General features: G+C 71.8%; 15 protein-coding genes. 4 read left to right on the plus strand and 11 right to left on the minus strand.

The window, feature by feature from the left end:
* Positions 1–110: 110 nt before the first annotated feature.
* Positions 111–593 (plus strand): hypothetical protein, encoded by a 483-nt coding sequence (locus KI385_RS37270; RefSeq protein ID WP_238576442.1) that lies wholly within the window; start codon positions 111–113, stop codon positions 591–593.
* 74 nt (positions 594–667) lie between these two features.
* On the opposite strand, the gene KI385_RS37275 is transcribed toward KI385_RS37270, so the two are convergent.
* The 4 genes from KI385_RS37275 to KI385_RS37290 form a co-directional block, all read right to left on the minus strand.
* Positions 668–2,119 carry an amino acid permease gene (locus KI385_RS37275; protein WP_238576443.1) on the minus strand — a complete coding sequence of 484 codons (1,452 nt, stop codon included), beginning with the start codon at positions 2,117–2,119 and terminating at the stop codon, positions 668–670.
* Positions 2,120–2,254: 135 nt separating this feature from the next.
* Positions 2,255–2,470, minus strand: a complete 216-nt coding sequence (locus KI385_RS37280; protein ID WP_238576444.1) for a dodecin — start codon at positions 2,468–2,470, stop codon at positions 2,255–2,257.
* A gap of 97 nt (positions 2,471–2,567) precedes the next feature.
* Positions 2,568–3,029 (minus strand): universal stress protein, encoded by a 462-nt coding sequence (locus tag KI385_RS37285; protein WP_238576445.1) that lies wholly within the window; start codon positions 3,027–3,029, stop codon positions 2,568–2,570.
* A gap of 115 nt (positions 3,030–3,144) precedes the next feature.
* Positions 3,145–3,855, minus strand: a complete 711-nt coding sequence (locus tag KI385_RS37290; protein ID WP_238576446.1) for a PAS domain-containing protein — start codon at positions 3,853–3,855, stop codon at positions 3,145–3,147.
* A gap of 105 nt (positions 3,856–3,960) precedes the next feature.
* Between KI385_RS37290 and KI385_RS37295 the strand changes: the two genes are divergently transcribed.
* A complete protein-coding gene (locus KI385_RS37295) occupies positions 3,961–7,149 on the plus strand; it encodes a bifunctional cytochrome P450/NADPH--P450 reductase (RefSeq protein WP_238576447.1) in 3,189 nt (1,062 codons plus the stop codon).
* A 135-nt stretch (positions 7,150–7,284) separates the two neighbouring features.
* Positions 7,285–8,457 (plus strand): FAD-dependent monooxygenase, encoded by a 1,173-nt coding sequence (locus KI385_RS37300; protein ID WP_238576448.1) that lies wholly within the window; start codon positions 7,285–7,287, stop codon positions 8,455–8,457.
* Between the two features lie 11 nt (positions 8,458–8,468).
* Here the strand turns inward: KI385_RS37300 and KI385_RS37305 are convergent, their stop codons facing one another.
* The gene (locus KI385_RS37305) at positions 8,469–9,008 is read right to left on the minus strand and encodes a DUF2165 domain-containing protein (RefSeq protein WP_238576449.1); all 540 of its coding nucleotides are present in this window, start codon (positions 9,006–9,008) and stop codon (positions 8,469–8,471) included.
* A 185-nt stretch (positions 9,009–9,193) separates the two neighbouring features.
* Here KI385_RS37305 and KI385_RS37310 point away from each other — a divergent pair, with 185 nt between their 5' ends.
* Positions 9,194–10,228: a phosphatidylinositol-specific phospholipase C domain-containing protein gene (locus KI385_RS37310; RefSeq protein WP_238576450.1), complete on the plus strand. Its 1,035-nt coding sequence runs from the start codon at positions 9,194–9,196 to the stop codon at positions 10,226–10,228.
* Here the strand turns inward: KI385_RS37310 and KI385_RS37315 are convergent.
* From KI385_RS37315 to egtA, 6 genes are all read right to left on the minus strand, one after another.
* Positions 10,200–11,384 (minus strand): trypsin-like serine peptidase, encoded by a 1,185-nt coding sequence (locus KI385_RS37315; protein WP_238576451.1) that lies wholly within the window; start codon positions 11,382–11,384, stop codon positions 10,200–10,202. The genes KI385_RS37310 and KI385_RS37315 overlap by 29 nt on opposite strands.
* A 236-nt stretch (positions 11,385–11,620) precedes the next feature.
* Positions 11,621–12,550 carry a phosphatidylinositol-specific phospholipase C gene (locus tag KI385_RS37320; protein WP_238576452.1) on the minus strand — a complete coding sequence of 310 codons (930 nt, stop codon included), beginning with the start codon at positions 12,548–12,550 and terminating at the stop codon, positions 11,621–11,623.
* Positions 12,551–12,987: 437 nt separating this feature from the next.
* Positions 12,988–13,950 (minus strand): L-histidine N(alpha)-methyltransferase, encoded by a 963-nt coding sequence (egtD, locus tag KI385_RS37325; RefSeq protein ID WP_238576453.1) that lies wholly within the window; start codon positions 13,948–13,950, stop codon positions 12,988–12,990.
* Positions 13,947–14,702 carry an ergothioneine biosynthesis protein EgtC gene (egtC, locus tag KI385_RS37330; RefSeq protein ID WP_238576454.1) on the minus strand — a complete coding sequence of 252 codons (756 nt, stop codon included), beginning with the start codon at positions 14,700–14,702 and terminating at the stop codon, positions 13,947–13,949. Before egtC ends, egtD begins: the two co-directional genes overlap by 4 nt.
* A 37-nt stretch (positions 14,703–14,739) precedes the next feature.
* Positions 14,740–16,059 (minus strand): ergothioneine biosynthesis protein EgtB, encoded by a 1,320-nt coding sequence (gene egtB, locus KI385_RS37335; RefSeq protein ID WP_238576455.1) that lies wholly within the window; start codon positions 16,057–16,059, stop codon positions 14,740–14,742.
* A complete protein-coding gene (egtA, locus tag KI385_RS37340; RefSeq protein WP_238576456.1) occupies positions 16,056–17,333 on the minus strand; it encodes an ergothioneine biosynthesis glutamate--cysteine ligase EgtA in 1,278 nt (425 codons plus the stop codon). The genes egtB and egtA overlap by 4 nt, the downstream gene beginning before the upstream one ends.
* Positions 17,334–17,449 lie beyond the last annotated feature (116 nt).

Here is a 17,449-nt window from a genome sequence, read left to right on the forward strand (position 1 = left end):
GTCGGCACGGGGTCCGACCGCGGGCCCCGCGTGCTGCCTGTCGTTCCCTCACGTACCCCTCGACGGCCGGTGTCACGGGCCTGCACCCCCCTCACGAAGGCGGTACCCCCATGAGACACGTTGGACACGGCAAACTCGGCATCGGAACGGCGCTCGGCGTCGCCGTCGCCGCCGCGGGCACACTCGCGATGGCGCCGGCCGCGACCGCGGTGGCACCCACACCCGACACGGCCACCCTCTCGTTCGACTGCGGTTCCTACGGCTCCGGTACGGCAACGCTCACCGCGACCCAGGACGGCACCTCCGCCACCATCAGCCTGTCCACATCGGCGATCACCTCGCCCATAGACATCGGAGCGAACTCGGTCACGTCCACCCTGACGCTCACCAAGAACGGCTCCGGTACGACGGAGTTCACCGGCAGTTCCAACCCGGCGATCCCGGCAGGCAGCGCGGTCTCCAGCGGACCGCTCAGCGGCACGGTCGCCGCGGGCGACAGCCTGGAGGCCACGTCCCTGAAGGTCGTGGTGCTGGGGATCACGGCCACCTGCAAGGCCACCTCGGCGCAGTCCCCGGGACCGTTCGTCTTCTGACGGACAAAGCGGGGACCGATCGGCCGGCGGCCGTCGGTCCCCGCGACGTGCCGCGCTCGGTCAGAGGGCTCCGCTCACAGCCGCTTGCCGCCGTTCTCCCCGTCGGAGGTCTCGTGGTCCGCCTGCGCAAGGTTCGAGTGGCGGTAGGAGTACGTGAAGTAGATGACCATGCCGACCAGGAACCAGACCACGAACCGCACCCAGGTCTGCCATTCCAGGAATGTGATCAGCCAGATCGAGAAGCACACCCCGATCGCCGGCACCACCGGCATCCCCGGCGTACGGAAGGTCCGCGGCAGGTCGGGGCGCTTGTAGCGGAGCACGATCACCGCGACGCAGACCACCACGAACGCCAGCAGGATGCCGATGTTCGTCAGCTCGGCGGCCTCGCCGATCGGCAGGAAACCCGCGATGACCGCGGACGCGACGCCGACGATCCAGGTCACCCGGGTCGGTACATGGTGCTTGGGGCTGGTCCTGGCGAACCACTTCGGCAGCAGCCCGTCCCGGCTCATCGAGAACCACACCCGGGTCACCCCGAGCATGAAGGTGAACATGACGGTCAGGATGCCGATGATCGCGCCGACCGCGATGACATCCGCCAGGCTGCTCAGGCCCACCGACTTGAACGCCGAAGAGAAGCCGCTCTCCGGGTCGATGTCCTTGTAGTTCTGCATACCCGTCAGCACCAGGCAGGCCAGGACGTAGAGCACCATCGAGACCGCCAGCGAATACATGATCGCTTTCGGCATATGGCGCTGGGCGTCCTTGGACTCCTCGGCCGCGGTACTCATCGCGTCATAGCCGAACACCGCGAAGAAGACGGTGGCCGCACCGGTGAACGCGCCGCTCACCCCGAACGGGAAGAACGGCGTGTAGTTCGCGCCCTTGATGTGGAAGAAGCCGACCGCGATCACGACGATGACCACCAGGACCTTCAGGCCCACCACGATCGTCTCGAAGCGCGCGGCGTTCTTGATGCCCAGCGTCAGCAGATAGGCGATCAGCAGGCACAGCACCGCGGCGAAGAGGTCCACCTGGTGTCCCGGGCCGGTCCCCGGCGCACCCAGCATCCAGGCGGGCAGATCGAGGCCCATCTCGCCGAGCAGAAAGCCGAAATAGCCGGAGATGCCGATCGCGACCACCGCCACGATCGCGGTGTACTCCAGCAGCAGATCCCAGCCGATGAACCAGCCCGCCACCTCACCGAGGACCGCATAGCCATAGGTGTAGGCCGAGCCCGCCTTCGGGATCAGCCCGGCGAATTCGGCGTACGAGAAGGCGGCCGCGGCGCTCGCGATGCCGGCGACGAGGAAGGAGATCAGGACCGCGGGGCCGGCCTTCCCGTTCGCGACGGTGCCGGCCAGCGTGAAGATACCCGCGCCGATGATGCCGCCGACGCCGATGGCCGTCAGCTGCCACAGCCCGAGCACCCTGGTGAGCTGCTGGCTTGCGGTGCCTTCCGCCTCTTCAATGTGTTCGATCGGTTTGCGGCGCAATACGCCCTGTCCCGCGCGCAGCCCCATGCGTCATCCCTCCGTACGCTCCGTCGTGGTCCGACGGCGGATCATCATGGACCCTTGGGCGCGACTAAGGAAGGCGACTCCCTAGTAGCGCCGGGACTCGCCGGGAGACGTACACGGGAGGGGTTCAATCGGGTGTCAATCGGCGTCCTCCAGCCGGAAACCGACCTTCAGACCGACCTGGTAGTGGTCGATTTCGCCGTCGACGATATGCCCGCGGACCTGGGTGATCTCGAACCAGTCCAGGTTGCGCAGGGTCTGCGAGGCACGCTTGATGCCATTCTTGATCGCGGCGTCCACGCTCTCCTGGGACGTGCCGACGATCTCGGTCACGCGATACGTGCGGTCGGTCACGGTGGTCTCCCTCGGCCGGGGCGGCGCTCCGCCCGTCCACCTCCCACCGTGCCTCAGGGCGGCGCGCCCCACCAGCGGGAGTGACCCGGCGGGGGCGCTAGGGGACGACGGTGACCGGCCACCGCCCGGCCTTGACCAGGCGTACGGCGACCGAGCCCATGATGCGGTGTCCGGCCGACTCCGAGGCGCCGACCACCACCGCGTCGGCCTTCAGCTCGTCGGCCATCTGCACCATGCCGTTGTACGGGTCGCCGCGCAGGGTGTGGAACTCCCAGCGCACGTTGTATATCCCCTGCAGCCGGTCGGTCGCCTTGCGGATCTCGGCCATCAGCTCCTCGGCGACCTCGTTCGTCGCGTCCACGACGGGGGCGCCCATCGCCGCCCCGGCCGGCAGCACCGGCTGGACGTAGACCAGGACCAGCTTCGAGGCCTGCCGCCTGGCCAGACCGGCCGCATACGCGGCGGCGCGCCAGGACGAGTCGGAGCCGTCGATGCCGACGACGATGACCTTCGGGCCGTCCGTTCCGCGCTCGAACTGCGCGGCTGCGTTCTCCTCCACACCACGGAGGTTATCCGCACATGCGTGCTGCCGGACCTCCGGGCCACGCTGCCGCGCGCCGCTGACCCGGAGCGGATCCGTTGCCGACCCGCGGTGGGCCCGCCGCCCGGCGCCGTCAGGCGGGGGCCGGCGGCCAGCTGTCCGGCGCCAGCACGCCCAGCACATATGCCCTGGCGACCAGCGCGGTACGGCCCTGCACCCGCCAGCGGCGGGCCAGCCGGGTGAGGTGGTAGTTCACCCCGTCGACGGTCAGCCCCAGCGCCGTACCGATCGACGCCGTGGTCGCGCCACCGGCGGCCAGTGCCAGAATCCGGGCCTCCACCGGGCTCGCCGAGCCGCGCGGCACGGGCGGCGGCGGGACGGTCTCGCGGACCCGCAGCAGCGCCAGGAGAGCGGGCGGCTGCACCGAGGGGTCGCCCACCGGATCCACCGTCAGTTCCCCTTCCCGCTCGGCACCGTCGGACCCGGCCCGCCAGTGCACCTCGACCGGGTAACGCGACCGGTGGCCCAGCCGCACCGCCTCGGCGATCCGCCGGAGCTGCTCCTTCGCCCGGGGCTTGAACAGATCCAGCAGATTGCGTCCGCGTAGCTGCCCGGGGGCCACGCCCCACTGTGCGGCCATCGCCGGATTGGCGATCAGCACCTCACCGTCGGCCCGGCACACCGCGATCGGTGTGGGGGTACGGTCCAGCAGGATCAGAAAGTAGTTGCGCCACGGGCCGCCGGCGTACGGCCCGGCCGGGTCGACAAGTGGACTCGCGCAGGGCGGCTCGTGTGTCGTCGGCGCGTCCGTATACGACGCGTCATCGGCAGTCCCCTTGTCCATTGCCCCTTCTTCGGTCCGCGCGCAAGAGCCGGTAGCGAAAAACCACTGCACAATCATGCAGTTGCCCGTGCGTGAGCTGCCCACCGGGCCCCTCACGCTGGAGACATGACCGACACCATCGCGCTCCACAGCGACGAACGCGCCGCCGATGACGGCATCCCGGTTGCCGACATCACGGCGGCCGGGCTCACCAGCACGCCCATGCAGCAGGTCATGGATCTCGCCCGGATCCACGGCCCGGCCTACAAGCGCAGGCTCGGCGACCGCGAGACGCTGTTCCTCTCCTCGCTCGACCTGGTCACCGAGGTCGCCGACGAGAGCCGCTTCGCCAAGGGCGTTTCCGCCGTCCTGGAGAACGTCAGAGAGTTCGCCGGTGACGGTCTGTTCACCGCCTATAACGACGAGCCGAACTGGGCCAAGGCACACGAGGTCCTGATGCCGGCCTTCGCCCTCGGCTCGATGCGTACCTACCACCCGGCGATGCTCAAGGTCGCCCGCCGGGTGATGGCCAGTTGGGACCGGCGGGTGGCGGACGGCACGCCCGTCCACATCGCCGACGACATGACCCGGATGACGCTGGACACCATCGGACTCGCCGGCTTCGGCTTCGACTTCGAGTCGTTCTCCCGCGGCGACACCCCGCACCCGTTCGTCGAGGCGATGGTGCGCTGCCTCGAGTGGAGCATGAAGAAGTTCGCCCGTGACCCGCACGCCGACCACTCGGCCGAGGACGCGGCGTTCCGGGCCGACGCGGACCATCTCGCCTCCGTCGTCGACGAGGTCATCGCCGCCAGGACGGCGAGCGGCGAGAGCGGCGACGACGATCTGCTGGGCCTGATGCTCGGCGCCAGGGAGCAGGGGGACGCCGCGGATGCCGCCGGCCCCACCCTCGACCTCGCCAACATCCGCAACCAGGTCATCACCTTCCTGATCGCCGGGCACGAGACCACCTCGGGCGCGCTCTCCTTCGCCCTGTACTACCTCCTCAAGGACCCGGTCGCGCTGCGCATGGTCCAGCGCGAGGCCGACGAACTGTGGGGCGACCAGGCCGACCCCGACCCGTCGTTCGAGGACATCGGCCGGCTGCCGTTCACCCGGCAGGTCCTCAACGAGGCGCTGCGGCTGTGGCCGACCGCCGCCGTCTTCACCCGGCAGGCCCGCGAGGACACCGTGATCGGTGGCCGCTACCCGGTCAAGGCCGGCGAGCTGGTCACGGTGCTCACCCCGATGCTGCACCGCGACCCGGCCTGGGGCGACAACCCCGAGCTGTTCGACCCCTCCCGCTTCAGCCCGGAGGCCGAGGCGGCCCGCTCGCCGCATGCGTACAAGCCGTTCGGGACCGGTGAACGCGCCTGCATCGGGCGGCAGTTCGCGCTGCACGAGGCGACCATGCTGCTCGCCCTTCTCGCGCACCGCTACCGCCTGATCGACCACGACGACTACCGGCTGCGCATCAAGGAGACGCTGACCCTCAAGCCCGACGGGTTCACGCTCACCCTGGCCGCCCGTACGCCCGCCGACCGGGCCGCGGTCCGCGCCGCGCTGGCCGTACTCCCCGGCGGTGCGGCCGGCACCGAGGACGAGATCGCGACCGACGACGGGCTGCCGACCCGCGTCCCTCAGGGCACCGGTCTGCTGCTGTTGCACGGCAGCAACTACGGCACCTGCCGCGAGTTCGCCGAGCGGCTCGCCGACGAGGCCACCGGCCTGGGCTTCGCCGCCGATGTGGCGCCGCTCGACGCGTATGCCGGCGCGCTGCCCGCCGACCGGCCCGTCGTCATCGTCGCCGCCTCGTACAACGGCCAGCCCACCGACGACGCGGCCGCCTTCGTCCGCTGGCTGAACACCGCGCAGGACGGCGCCGCCGCACAGATACCGTTCGCCGTCCTCGGCGTCGGCGACCGCAACTGGGCCGCCACCTACCAGCACATACCGACCCTCATCGACGACCGGCTCGACGCGCTCGGCGCACAGCGGCTGCTGCCGCGCGCCGAGGCCGACGCCTCCGGCGATCTGAGCGGCACCGTCAAGGAGTTCACCGCGGCGCTGCGCACCCAGCTGCTGACGCGCTACGGCGACCCCGAGAGCATCGGCGCGAGCGCACCGGAGGCGGAGGACACCGGGTACACCGTCACCGAGATCACCGGCGGCCCGCTCGATGCGCTCGCCGCCCGGCACGACCTCACCCCGATGACCGTCACCGAGGCCTACGACCTCACCGCGCAGGACTGGCCGCGGCCCAAGCGGTTCCTGCGGATCGCGCTGCCGGACGGTATCGACTACCGCACCGCCGACCATCTCGCGGTACTGCCGGCCAACGCCCCGGCCGCCGTCGAGCGGGCGGCCCAGGCCCTCGGCGTCGACCTGGACACCGTCCTCGCGCTGCAGTCCGGCCGCCGCCCCGGTCGCGACACCCTGCCCATCGACCGACCGCTGACTGTACGTCAACTCCTCACCCATCACCTGGAGTTGGGCGTACGGCCGACACCCGGGCAGATCGCCGTGCTCGCCGCGCACAACCCCTGCCCGCCCGAGCGCCAGGCCCTGGAAGCCCTCGCCGAGGGCGACCCGCGCACCCTGATCGAGCTGCTGGAGGCCCACCCGGCGCTGCGCGGCGCACTGTCCTGGCCGACGGTCCTGGAGCTGCTGCCGCCGCTGCGCACCCGGCACTACTCCCTGTCCTCCTCGCCCGCCACCGACCCCCGGCACGCCGATCTGATGGTCTCGCTGCTGCCCGGCGGCACCGGCTCGACCCATCTGCACACCCTGCGGCCCGGTGACACCGTCCTGGCCCGTGTCCAGCCCTGCCGCGAGGCCTTCCGCCTCGACCCGGCCGACGACACCCCGGTCATCCTGGTCGCGGCCGGCACCGGCCTCGCGCCCTTCCGCGGCGCCGTCGCCGACCGCGTCGCGGCGGGCCGGACCGCGCCCGCCCGGCTCTACTTCGGCTGCGACGACCCCACCGCCGACTTCCTGCACGCCGCGGAGTTCGCCGCCGCCGAGGCCGCCGGAGCCCTCTCCGTACGCCCCGTCTTCAGCGCGCGTCCTGAGCACGGCCACCGCTTCGTCCAGCACCGGATCGCCGCCGAGGCGGCCGAGGTGTGGGAGCTGCTCCAGGCCGGGGCGCGGGTTTACGTCTGCGGCGACGGCAGCCGGATGGCGCCCGGCGTACGGGCCGCGTTCCGCGAGGTGCACGGCGCGCACACGGGTGCCTCACCGCAGGAGTCCGAGGCCTGGCTGCGCGAACTGACCGCCTCCGGCCGCTACATCGAGGATGTGTACGCGGCGGGCTGAGCCCGGCCGGTCCTTTCCCCGGCGGGCTGGATCTTCCGGCCCGCCGGGGCCAAGGTGGGGTGGTGCGGCCACCGGGGCCGCACGGCTCGTCGGCCGCGATCCGGCCGGCGGTCCCGACCCGGGGGGAGCCACGGCATGACGAAAGCCCTGATCATCGGAGGCGGCATAGCGGGGGCGGTGAGTGCGATGGCCCTCCAGAAGGCGGGCATCGACGCGGAGATCTTCGAGGCGTACCCGACGGGCGCGGACGATGTCGGCGCCTTTCTCGTCGTCTTCGCCAATGGCCTCGAAGCGCTCCGGGTGATCGACGCACACGGCCCCGTCGTCGCCCACTCCTTCCCCGCACAGCGGGTGGAGCTCTTCGGCAACGGCGGCGAACGGCTGGGGGAGCGGCCCATCGCCGGCACCGAACAGGGCGCCGACCTCGGCCCGCGCACCCTGCGGCGGGCCACGCTCTATCAGGTGCTGCACACCGAGGCGGCGCGCCGCGGGATAGCCGTACGGCACGGGAAGCGGCTGGTCGGCGCCGAGACCGTGCACGGTGCCGACGGCAAGCGGGTGGTGGCGACATTCGCCGACGGCAGCCGCGCCGAGGGCGACCTCCTCATCGGCGCCGACGGCCTGCACTCGGTCACCCGTACCCTCATCGACCCGGCCGCGCCGCGCCCGCGCTACACCGGCCAGAACACCGTCTGCGGCTACACCCGCGACGCCGGCGCCCCGCTCGCGCCGGACACCTACACCATGATCTTCGGCAAGCGGGCGTTCTTCGGCTGCACCCTCGCCCCCGACGGCGAGGTCTGGTGGTTCGCCAACGTCCCCGGCACCGAGCTGGACCGCTCCCGACCGCCGGCCGCCACCCCCGACGCCTGGCGCGAGCGGGTCGCCGAACTCTTCGCGGACGACGACACCCCGGCCGCGGCCATCGTCCGCGCCACCGGCGACCGCGTCATCGCCTCCAGCGCCTACGACATCGCCACGACGCCGACCTGGCACACCGACACCATGGTCGTCCTCGGCGACGCCGCACACGCCGCCGCGCCCAACGCAGCCCAGGGCGCGTCCATGGCCATCGAGGACAGCATCGTCCTGGCCAAGTGCCTGCGCGACGGGCCCGACCCGCACAGCGCCTTCGCCGCGTACGAGGAGCTGCGCAGGGAACGGGTGGAGAAGGTCGTCGCGGCCAGCGCCGGCATGGCCAGGCTCACCGCGTCGGGTACCACCGGCCGGCCGTCCTCCCAGGACCGGGCCGAGCGCGGCAGCGCGGGCGCCGACGACTGGCTGACGGGCTACCGGATCGAGTGGTGACGTCGCACGCGCTATTGCCGGCCGGCGCGCTCTGCGTCCCTCCCCGGCAGATGGACGACCAGCAGCGCGATTCCGGCGACCGTGACGTTACGGGTCGCCGCGTCCAGCCCGTTCCACGTCTTGGACTGCCACATCGCGAACCATTCGCCGCCTATCGCGAGGAAGCCCGCTCCGAACAGCAGCAGGATCATCAGCAGCCCTGCGGTGCTCATCCGCCGGGCAGGGGTGACGTCGCCGCGGCGCAGGCCGATGGTCCACAGTGCGGTGGCCATGACCAGTATCGCCGCGGCCGCCGTCTCCCAGGCGATGATCGCCAGATAGGCGGCGTCCTGCAGCGAGTGTGAGGTGATGGCCCGCCACATCAGGTCCTGGTCCTTGAACGTGGTGTCCATGGCCAGGACATGGCGGACGAACTCCCGATTGGTGTCGAAGTCGGTGATATTGCCGAAGGCGACGAGCGCGATATAGAGCGCCACCGTCCCCGTGAGCACGGTCGCCGCCAGCCGCAGTCCGGTACGCGATGTCTTGTCGAGGGTGTTCTTGTCGGTCATATGTCCGCCCCTGATCGGTCAACGTCATGGTCTGTTTGCTTTGTTTTCCTATGTTCCACCGACCTCATGGTTTCCACCGCGCCCAACTCCCGTACGCTGCTGCCCGATCGACCGGGTGACCGACCGGACGAGCGGGCGTTCGGGCAGCTGGCCGGACGGCCGAGGACCTAGGGGAAGCGGGGAACATGAACGGGAAGCGGTGTGTGGGGACGGTCGCCGTCGCGGCGGCGGCGATGATCGCGGCAACCGGTCCGGCGGGGGCCGAACCGGCCGCCATGACATACGGCACCAGTACGTCCGTGGGTGTCCACAACGCGTACGACAAGGAGAAGTACCGCTACTTCGCGGACGCGCTGGACTCCGGCGCCGCGCTGCTCGAACTCGACCTCTGGTCCAACGGCCTGGGCAGGTCCTGGCGGGTCTCGCACAGCAACCCGCTGGGTAACAGCAACAACTGCGAGGGCGCCACGAACGCGTCCGAGCTGCGCACCAAGGACCGTAACCAGGACTTCGCCGGCTGCCTCGCCGATATGAAGGCCTGGCACGACGCCCACCCCGGCCACCGGCCCATCCTGTTCAAGGTCGAGATGAAGGACGGCTTCAACGCCAAGGGCGGCCGCGGCCCCGCCGAGTTCGACGCGCTGGTGCGGCAGAAGCTGGGCGACGCCGTCTACGGCCCCGGCGACCTCACCGCGGGACACGCCACGCCCGACGAGGCGGTGCGGGCCGGCGGCTGGCCCTCGCGCGCCGATCTGGCCGGGAAGTTCCTGATCGAGCTGATACCCGGCACCGTCGAGGAGAGCAACCCGTTCGACAAGCTGTGGACCGACGTCGAGTACGCCACCCACCTCAAGGACCTTGCCGCACAAGGGAAGCTGGCACAGTCGACGGCCTTCCCCGCGGTGCACGGCGCGGCCCCCGGCGACCCCCGCGACCGCTACACGGACCCGGCGCTGCGCCCCTGGTTCGTGGTCTTCGACGGTGACGCGGCAACGTATCTGAACGGCAGTATCGACACCGCCTGGTACGACACCCGCCACTACCTCCTCATCATGACCGACGCTCACAACGTTCCCCCGGCGATCGACGCCACCCGCCCGACCGAGACGGAGGCGCTGGCCCGGGTGAACCAACTCGCCGCCGCGCACGCCAGTTTCGCGACCGCCGACTGGTATCCGCTGCCGTCCGTCCTCAAGACCGTGGTGCCGCGCGGGGCCTGACACCGTCGGCGGCGGCCCGGGAGCCCGGCTGCGCGGGCCGCGGGCCCGGCTCCGAGGTCGCCCGCCGGTAGAGCGCGGCCACGTCGGCGCCGAACCGGCAGCTGTACGAGGTGAGATCGTCACCGCCCTCTTCGAGGCCGCCGATCACCCCGATCAGCGACCCGGTGCCGGTGGCCCGGTCGAGGTCGGTGAGCATCGGGCCGCCGCTCGTCCCGTTGGGGAACCCCGGGCAGGGGAAGCGCAGTTGGGTCGGGCCCTGGGCGTCCGCGGTGTGCCGGCAGCTGACCGGGGAGTCCCGGTCGACGGGGTAGCCGGTCAGCAGCGCCGGGCGCCCGGCCGGCGCGTCGAACCGGATCCGCTCGGCGCCGGTGATGTCCTCTATCCGGCCGTCGGCCCACCCCGCCCTGCGGACCCGCAGGAACGCCACATCGTGGTCGGGGTCCCGGTCGCTGATCCAGCGCGGATCGACATGGATCCGGGTGGGCACCCACAGGCCGTACGGCGCGATCCCGTCGTGCAGACCGGGCGCGAACACCAGCCGGGTGCGGAAGCCGCCGTCGTGCACACAGTGCGCCGCGGTGACGACGAGATCCCCCGCGGGGGCGTGCACCACGCTCGCCGTGCAGTGGTGCGTCGGGTCACCGTCGTCACCGGGGGAGAAGAGCGCGCCGATCGGCGGCGAGGGGGCCGCCGGGGCCGCGATCAGCGGACGGGACGCGGGAAGCGGGGCGGTCCGCCCGCCGCCCGGCCGCGCCGTCACGGGCGGTGCCGGCCGCTCCTTGTACGGCCCGGCGAGCACCGCGGCGGCCGCCTGGTCGCCGTCGGCCCGGGTCGCGAGATACGAGCCGGCGGCGGTGTCCCCGGCGGCCAGGAACGGATCGCGCGACGGGGACCCCAGCGCCAGCACGGTGCTGCCCACGACCACGGTCAGCGCGCCGAGCGCCAGCGTCACCCGCAGCGGAACGCCGGGCCGGCCGCGACCCGTACAGGCCGGCCCGCCGGGACCGCGGCACTCGTCGGCGGCGCGCGCCCCGACGGCCTCGGCCGCCCCGCCCGCCGGCGTGGTCCCGCGTTCGCTCGTCTCCACCAACAGCCGCCTCGCCGCATCAGCCGGCGGTACCCCGTCGTAGGCCGGGGCGGCACCGGAACCAGACATTTCAGTCAGTCTGATGCAGTACGGCTCGCCTTGGTTCGCTCACCCGGGCGGATCATCGTGCGCGGCCGCCGAAGAACACGGCACAAACCCGCACCGGACCCCGCCGCACCCGTGATCCGCCGGGCCCGACGGCCACGCCGCCACCAACGGTTCCTCCGGGCTGCCGGAACGCGCCCGACTGGGCCGGTCGGGTGACCGGCGCCGTGCCCGCGTCGAGGTCGGCCGAGGGTTCTTGCTCAGGCGGCCGACCGCACCGCCCGCCCCGCCAGGTTGTGCCGGATCAGCGTCTCGGCCAGGCCGAATTCGTTGGGGAAGTCCATCGGGACGATGCCAAGGCCCGTCCAGGCGCTTCCCTCCGAGCCCTCCAGCAGGCTCTTGACCTTCGGGTTGAGGCGGTCCGCGTTGGAGCGGGGCGGGAGCAGGGCGGCGGTGCTGACGTAGTTGACGAAGAGCTTCCCGGGCTGGGTGACGGCCTTGCGGAACTGGGCCTCGATCTTCGGGTACTTGCCGAACGGCTCCGCCATGTAGTCGTCCTGGATGTCGAACAGCTGGGGATCGGCGTACCGGACGCCGCCCAGACCGTCGGAGTCCGCCAGCAGCACGACCCGGCCCCGGGCCTGGCCCAGCGTCGGCAGCCCGCCGTCCAGCCGGAACAGCGGCCGATAGCCCTTGTCGTCCAGGTAGATGCCGAAGATCCGGCGGAACTCCTCGGCGGAGACCTCCGAGTACTCCTGCTTGACCCGCATCAGCACCGTCTCGGAGGGGTGTGCCCGCAGGAACGCCCGGCAGGCGTCCAGTACATCGCCGAACATCAACTCCTGGTAGAAGGCGCCGTGATGGATGGCGAAAACGTTGTCGATGGCCCGGCAGCGGACGTCCAGGAACCGGATCCCGCTGTTCAGCTGGGCGTCGACGGCGGTGTTCTGGCAGGCCACCCAGGGGCCGCCGAGCCGGGCGCCGGAGTCATGGGTGCCGGGGATCGTCAGCCGCTGGACAGGGGTGCCGTCGCCGAGCGCCGACATCCAGTCCGCCGTGGACAGTACCGACGCCCGGCGCTCGGCCGCGCCGGCCGTGAACCGCCCGCTGCCGACGCCCGCCAGCACCCCGGCGGCCGACAGCCCGGCCGCGCCCCTGAGGAAACCCCGTCGATCCAGTCCCAGCCCCATGCCGCTACCCCTGCCCCTCGACTCTGCGTGCCGTACGCCTGCCTCGTACACACATGCGATCGGGGGCATCGAACCACATCGGCCGCGGACATGGCACCCGGCCGGCGCGCCCTGTGGACACGCCGGCCGGCTAGGCCCTGTCGTCAAACTCCCGTCGTTCGCCCGAAGGGCGGGCCCCGCGGCGTCTGGTGCACTACATTCGCTCCGCTCATTCCGTCTCGGCTCTTTCGATCCTTCTTCGGAAGCCGAGCGCGATCGCAAGGCGGAGGGTCGCCCCGATACTGGGTGTATCGGGGTGATCCCGACAACGCGGCATGGGGGTCCCCCGCGCCCTTAAGGCGTGGGGGAGTGCGTGCCTGGGGGCACCTCCCAGCGTTAGCTGGGGGAGCGTCGCGGGGCAGGCGGGAGTTTGACGACAGGGCCTCAAGGGCCCCGCGTCAGGCGCGGAAGGCCAGCGACAGCGCGAAGCGATCCGCGCTGTCCGTCCACCAATTGGTCAACTCCAGTCCGGCCGCGGCCAGTTCGGCGCGTACGCCGTCCTGGCGGAACTTGGCCGAGACCTCGGTCCGTACTTCCTCGCCCGCCGCGAAGGACACCGCCAGGTCCACTCCGGGAATCTTGACGGTCAGTTCCCTGCGGGCCCGAAGCCGCATCTCGATCCACTCGCGCTCGGCGTTCCACAGCGCGACATGGTCGAAGTCGTCCGGGTCGAAGTCCCCGCCCAGCTCACGGTTGATGACCTCCAGGACGTTCTTGTCGAAGGCGGCCGTCACGCCCTGCGGATCGTCGTAGGCGGCGACCAGCGTGCTCTCGTCCTTGACGAGGTCGGTGCCGAGCAGCAGGGCGTCGCCCGGGGAGAGCATGGCGTGCACCGAGCGCAGGAACGCCGAGCGCTCCTCGGGGAGCAGATTGCCGATGGTGCCGCCGAGGAAGGCGAGCAGCCGCGGGCCGGGGGTGTCGGGGAGTTCGATGCCCTGCTGGAAGTCGGCGACCAGCGCGTGCACGGTGAGGCCGGGGTGCTCGTCCAGCAGTGCCTCGCCCGCCGCGGACAGCGCGGACTCGCTGACGTCGATGGGCACATAGGTGTGCAGCCCGGTCAGCGCGCCGATGAGATGGCGGGTCTTGTCGGAGGAGCCCGAGCCCAGCTCGATCAGGGTGCGGGCGTTGGTGGCCGCGGCGATGTGGTCGGCGCGGGTGAGCAGGATCTCCCGCTCGGCGCGGGTCGGGTAGTAGTCGGGCAGCCGGGTGATCTCTTCGAACAGTTCGCTGCCGCGGGCGTCGTAGAACCACTTGGGCGGCAGCTGTTTGGGGGTACGGGTCAGCCCCTGGGCGACATCGGCGCGCAGCGCGGCCGCGGTGGCGTCGGCGGGGAGGGTGCGGGTGATGCTGAGGGGGCTCACGTAGCGGGCTCCTTGAGCGGGGTGAGGTGGACATCGGCCCGGGTGACGCGCAGCAGGGTGCCGTCCGGGACCTCGGTCCAGTGGGGGGAATCGTCGTACGGTTCGGAGGCGACCACCCGGCCGCCGCCGGGAATGGCCAGGTGGTACAGCGTGTCGCCCCAGGTGGTGGCGGCGATGGTGGTGCCGTCGGTCAGCAGCAGATTGAGCCGGGAGCCGGGCGCGGCCTCGGCGACGGCCGTGACGGTGTCGGCCAGCGCCTCGCCGAGCTCGTCGCCGCGCGCCAGCCGGTGCTGGACCAGCGCCCACAGGAACGCCGCATCGCAGCGGGCCTGCAGCCGCAGCAGTTCCCGCGGCGGCAGAGCGGCGGCCAGCGGGGCGAGGGAGTCGGGCCAGCCCGGCACCGCGCCGTTGTGGCTGAACAGATGGCGTCCGGCGGCGTACGGGGCGGCCGCCGCCTCGGCGTCCGCACCGGCCACGGTGGCATCCCGTACGGCGGCCAGCAGCGCGCCGGTGCGCACCACCCGCGCCAGGTCGGGCAGCTGCTCGTCGCCCCAGATCGGCCCGGCCCGCCGGTAGCGGGCGGGCACCGGATCGCCGGGCGCGTACCAGCCGACCCCAAAGCCGTCCGCGTTGACCGTGCCGTGCAGCTGGCGGCGCGGCGCCCACGACTGCCGGTACAGCCCGTACGGCGGGTCCAGCACCACCTGGCCGAAGGGTATCTCCGGCCCCAGATAGGCAAGATGACGACACATCAGGCACCGGCCTCCCCGGGTATCGGGGCCGTGGACCTCATGCGTCCGCCATCGGGTCGGCATCCCGGGCGGTACGGAACCCGGAGAAGATCTGCCGCCGGACCGGCAGGTCCCAGTTGCGGAAGGTGCCCCGGCAGGCGACCGGGTCGACCGCGAACGACCCGCCGCGCAGCACCTTGTGCCCGTCGCCGAAGAACACCTCGGAGTACTCCCGGTAGGGGAAGGCGACAAAGCCCGGATACGGCAGGAAGTCGCTCGCCGTCCACTCCCACACATCGCCGATCAACTGCCGTACGCCGAGCGGCGACTGGCCTTCCGGGTAGCTGCCGATGGGCGCGGGGCGCAGATGTCGCTGCCCGAGGTTGGCGTGCGCCGAGGTGGGGTCCTCGTCGCCCCAGGGGTAGCGCATCGCCCGTCCGGTGGCCGGGTCGTGCCGGGCGGCCTTCTCCCACTCGGCCTCGGTCGGCAGCCGCCGGCCGGCCCAGCGCGCATAGGCGTCCGCCTCGTACCAGCTGACATGCAGCACCGGCTCGTCCGGCGGCACCGGCTCGGTCACCCCGAATCTCCGGCGCAGCCACTGGCCGCCGTCGCGCTTCCAGAACAGCGGTGCGCGCAGCTTGTGCTCCTGCACCTGGGCCCAGCCCGCCTCGGCCCACCAGCGAGGATCGTCGTAGCCGCCGGCCTCGATGAACCGCTGGTAGGCGCCGTTGCCGACCGGTGTGGTGTCGATCAGGAAGGAGGGCACCAGCCGGCTGTGCGCGGGGCGTTCGTTGTCCAGTGCCCAGGGCTCGGTGGTGGTGCCCATGGTGAAAGGACCGCCGGGGATGAGGACTTCGGCCGGCAGGATGTCGTCGGGGGCGGGCGGCGGCTCGGGCGCGGTGAGCACCGCCGGGCCCTGGCGCAGCTGATGTGTGATGAGCATGGTCTCGTCGTGCTGCTGCTCATGCTGCGCGATCATGCCGAAGGCGAAGCCGGAGTCCAGCAGCGGACCGCCGTGCAGCGGGGTGCGCTCCAGGATGTCCAGCACCCGGCCGCGGACCTCGGCGACATAGCCGTGTGCCTCGTCGGGAGCCAGCAGCGGCAGCGAGGGGCGCTCGGCGCGCGGATGCTCGAAGGCGTCGTAGACGGAGTCGATGTCCGGGCGCAGCGCGTCACGGCCGCCGACGGTGCGCAGCAGCCACTGCTCCTCCTGGTTGCCTATGTGCGCCAGGTCCCACACCAGCGGGGACATCAGCGGGGAGTGCTGCGCGACGAGATCGGGCTGCTCGACGCAGGTGGTCAGCAGGTGGGTGCGGTCGCGGGCGGCAAGCAGTGCCCGGGCCGCGCGCTCACGAAGGAGCTCGGGATCGATGGTCACTGGCTGTCCTTCCCAAGGGTGAGATCGCCCTCCGCGGCGTACAGGGCGTCGAGATGGTCGTCCGCGGGGCAGCGGCCGCGCGCCACATAGCGCTCGGTGAACTCCGCGACCGCCGCACGCACCTCACGGGAGGCGCCGAGCCGTGGCAGGGCCTCCTGCGCGGCGGCGAAACAGGCCACCGCCGCGGCGTGCAGCTCCGGGTCGGTCAGCGCGCCACGCGCGGCGTGCCGCCACAGGGGATTGCGCGGCGCGGGACGGGAGCCGGCCGTCTCCGCGAGGGGTTTGACGATGCGGTAGGCGCGCTCGGTGGCCTCCGGGTCGTCGAACAGCGCGGCCGTGACGGCCAGCGGCACGATCCACCCGGCATCGCCCGACTGCGCGTCGATCATGCGCAGCTCCAGATGGCCGCGCGGCCGTACGGGCGGGAAGAGCGTGGTGACGTGGTAGTCGAGATCCTCCCGCGTGGGCGGTCTGGGCATGCCCGTACGGACCCATTCACGGAAGGTGAGCCCCTCCGGCGCGTCCCAGGGCCCGTCGTCGGTGCGGATGCACATCACCGGGGCGTCCAGGACATAGCGCACCCAGGAGGTGCGCGGATCCGGTCCCTGGGGCGGGGCGAGGGTACGGCCCGGGTCGAGCTGTGACCAGACGACCTGGCGGGTGGTGCGGTAGCCCGTGGGGCAGCCCTCGCTGGTCGGCGAATTGGCGAACGCCGCGGCCAGCACCGCGCCCAGCAGATGGGCCAGCAGCCAGCGCCGGCCGTGCCCGAGCGGCCCCGGCTCCTCGTATCCGGCGTCCACACACACCTGCACGGACGCGGTGGCGCACATCATGGACCGCCCGGCTGCGCCCCAGCGGTCGAAGTACGTCTCCATCGCGTTGTAGCGGGGATCGGTCAGTACGCGGCGCGGCGGGTGCCACGGATTGTGGCCGTGACCGGCCATTCCCAGGCCCATGGCCAGCATGGCGGGGCGGACCAGTGCGAGATCGGCCGTGACGGACTCGATGCACTCGGTCAGGGAGGTGGCGGGGAGCGAGCTGAGCTCCAGCTGACCGCCGGGTTCGAAGGTCAGGAGCGAGCTGAGGGGGAGTGCGCGCAAAGTGGCGGCCGCGTGCTGCAGCCGGGCTGGTTCGACCGGACATCGGGGGTTGCGCGCGTCATGGACCAGCCATTCGATCTCGACCCCTATACGGCGCGGCGGACCCGTTTTGAAGCATATTCCGTGCAGATGAGCTTCAAGTTCCGCTTCCGTGACTGCAGGGCGTACAGGCATGGATCCCTCTCCCTTGTGGGGCGACGGCAGGATTTGCCGCCCTCCACCTAATCTCCTGCAGCCGATGCGCTCAAGGGCGCGTTCGTCCCGCGGACGGCGGCGGAGGGGCCCTCGCC

Origin of the sequence: Streptomyces inhibens (assembly GCF_022221585.1) — a bacterium.
Lineage (GTDB): Bacteria > Actinomycetota > Actinomycetes > Streptomycetales > Streptomycetaceae > Streptomyces > Streptomyces inhibens.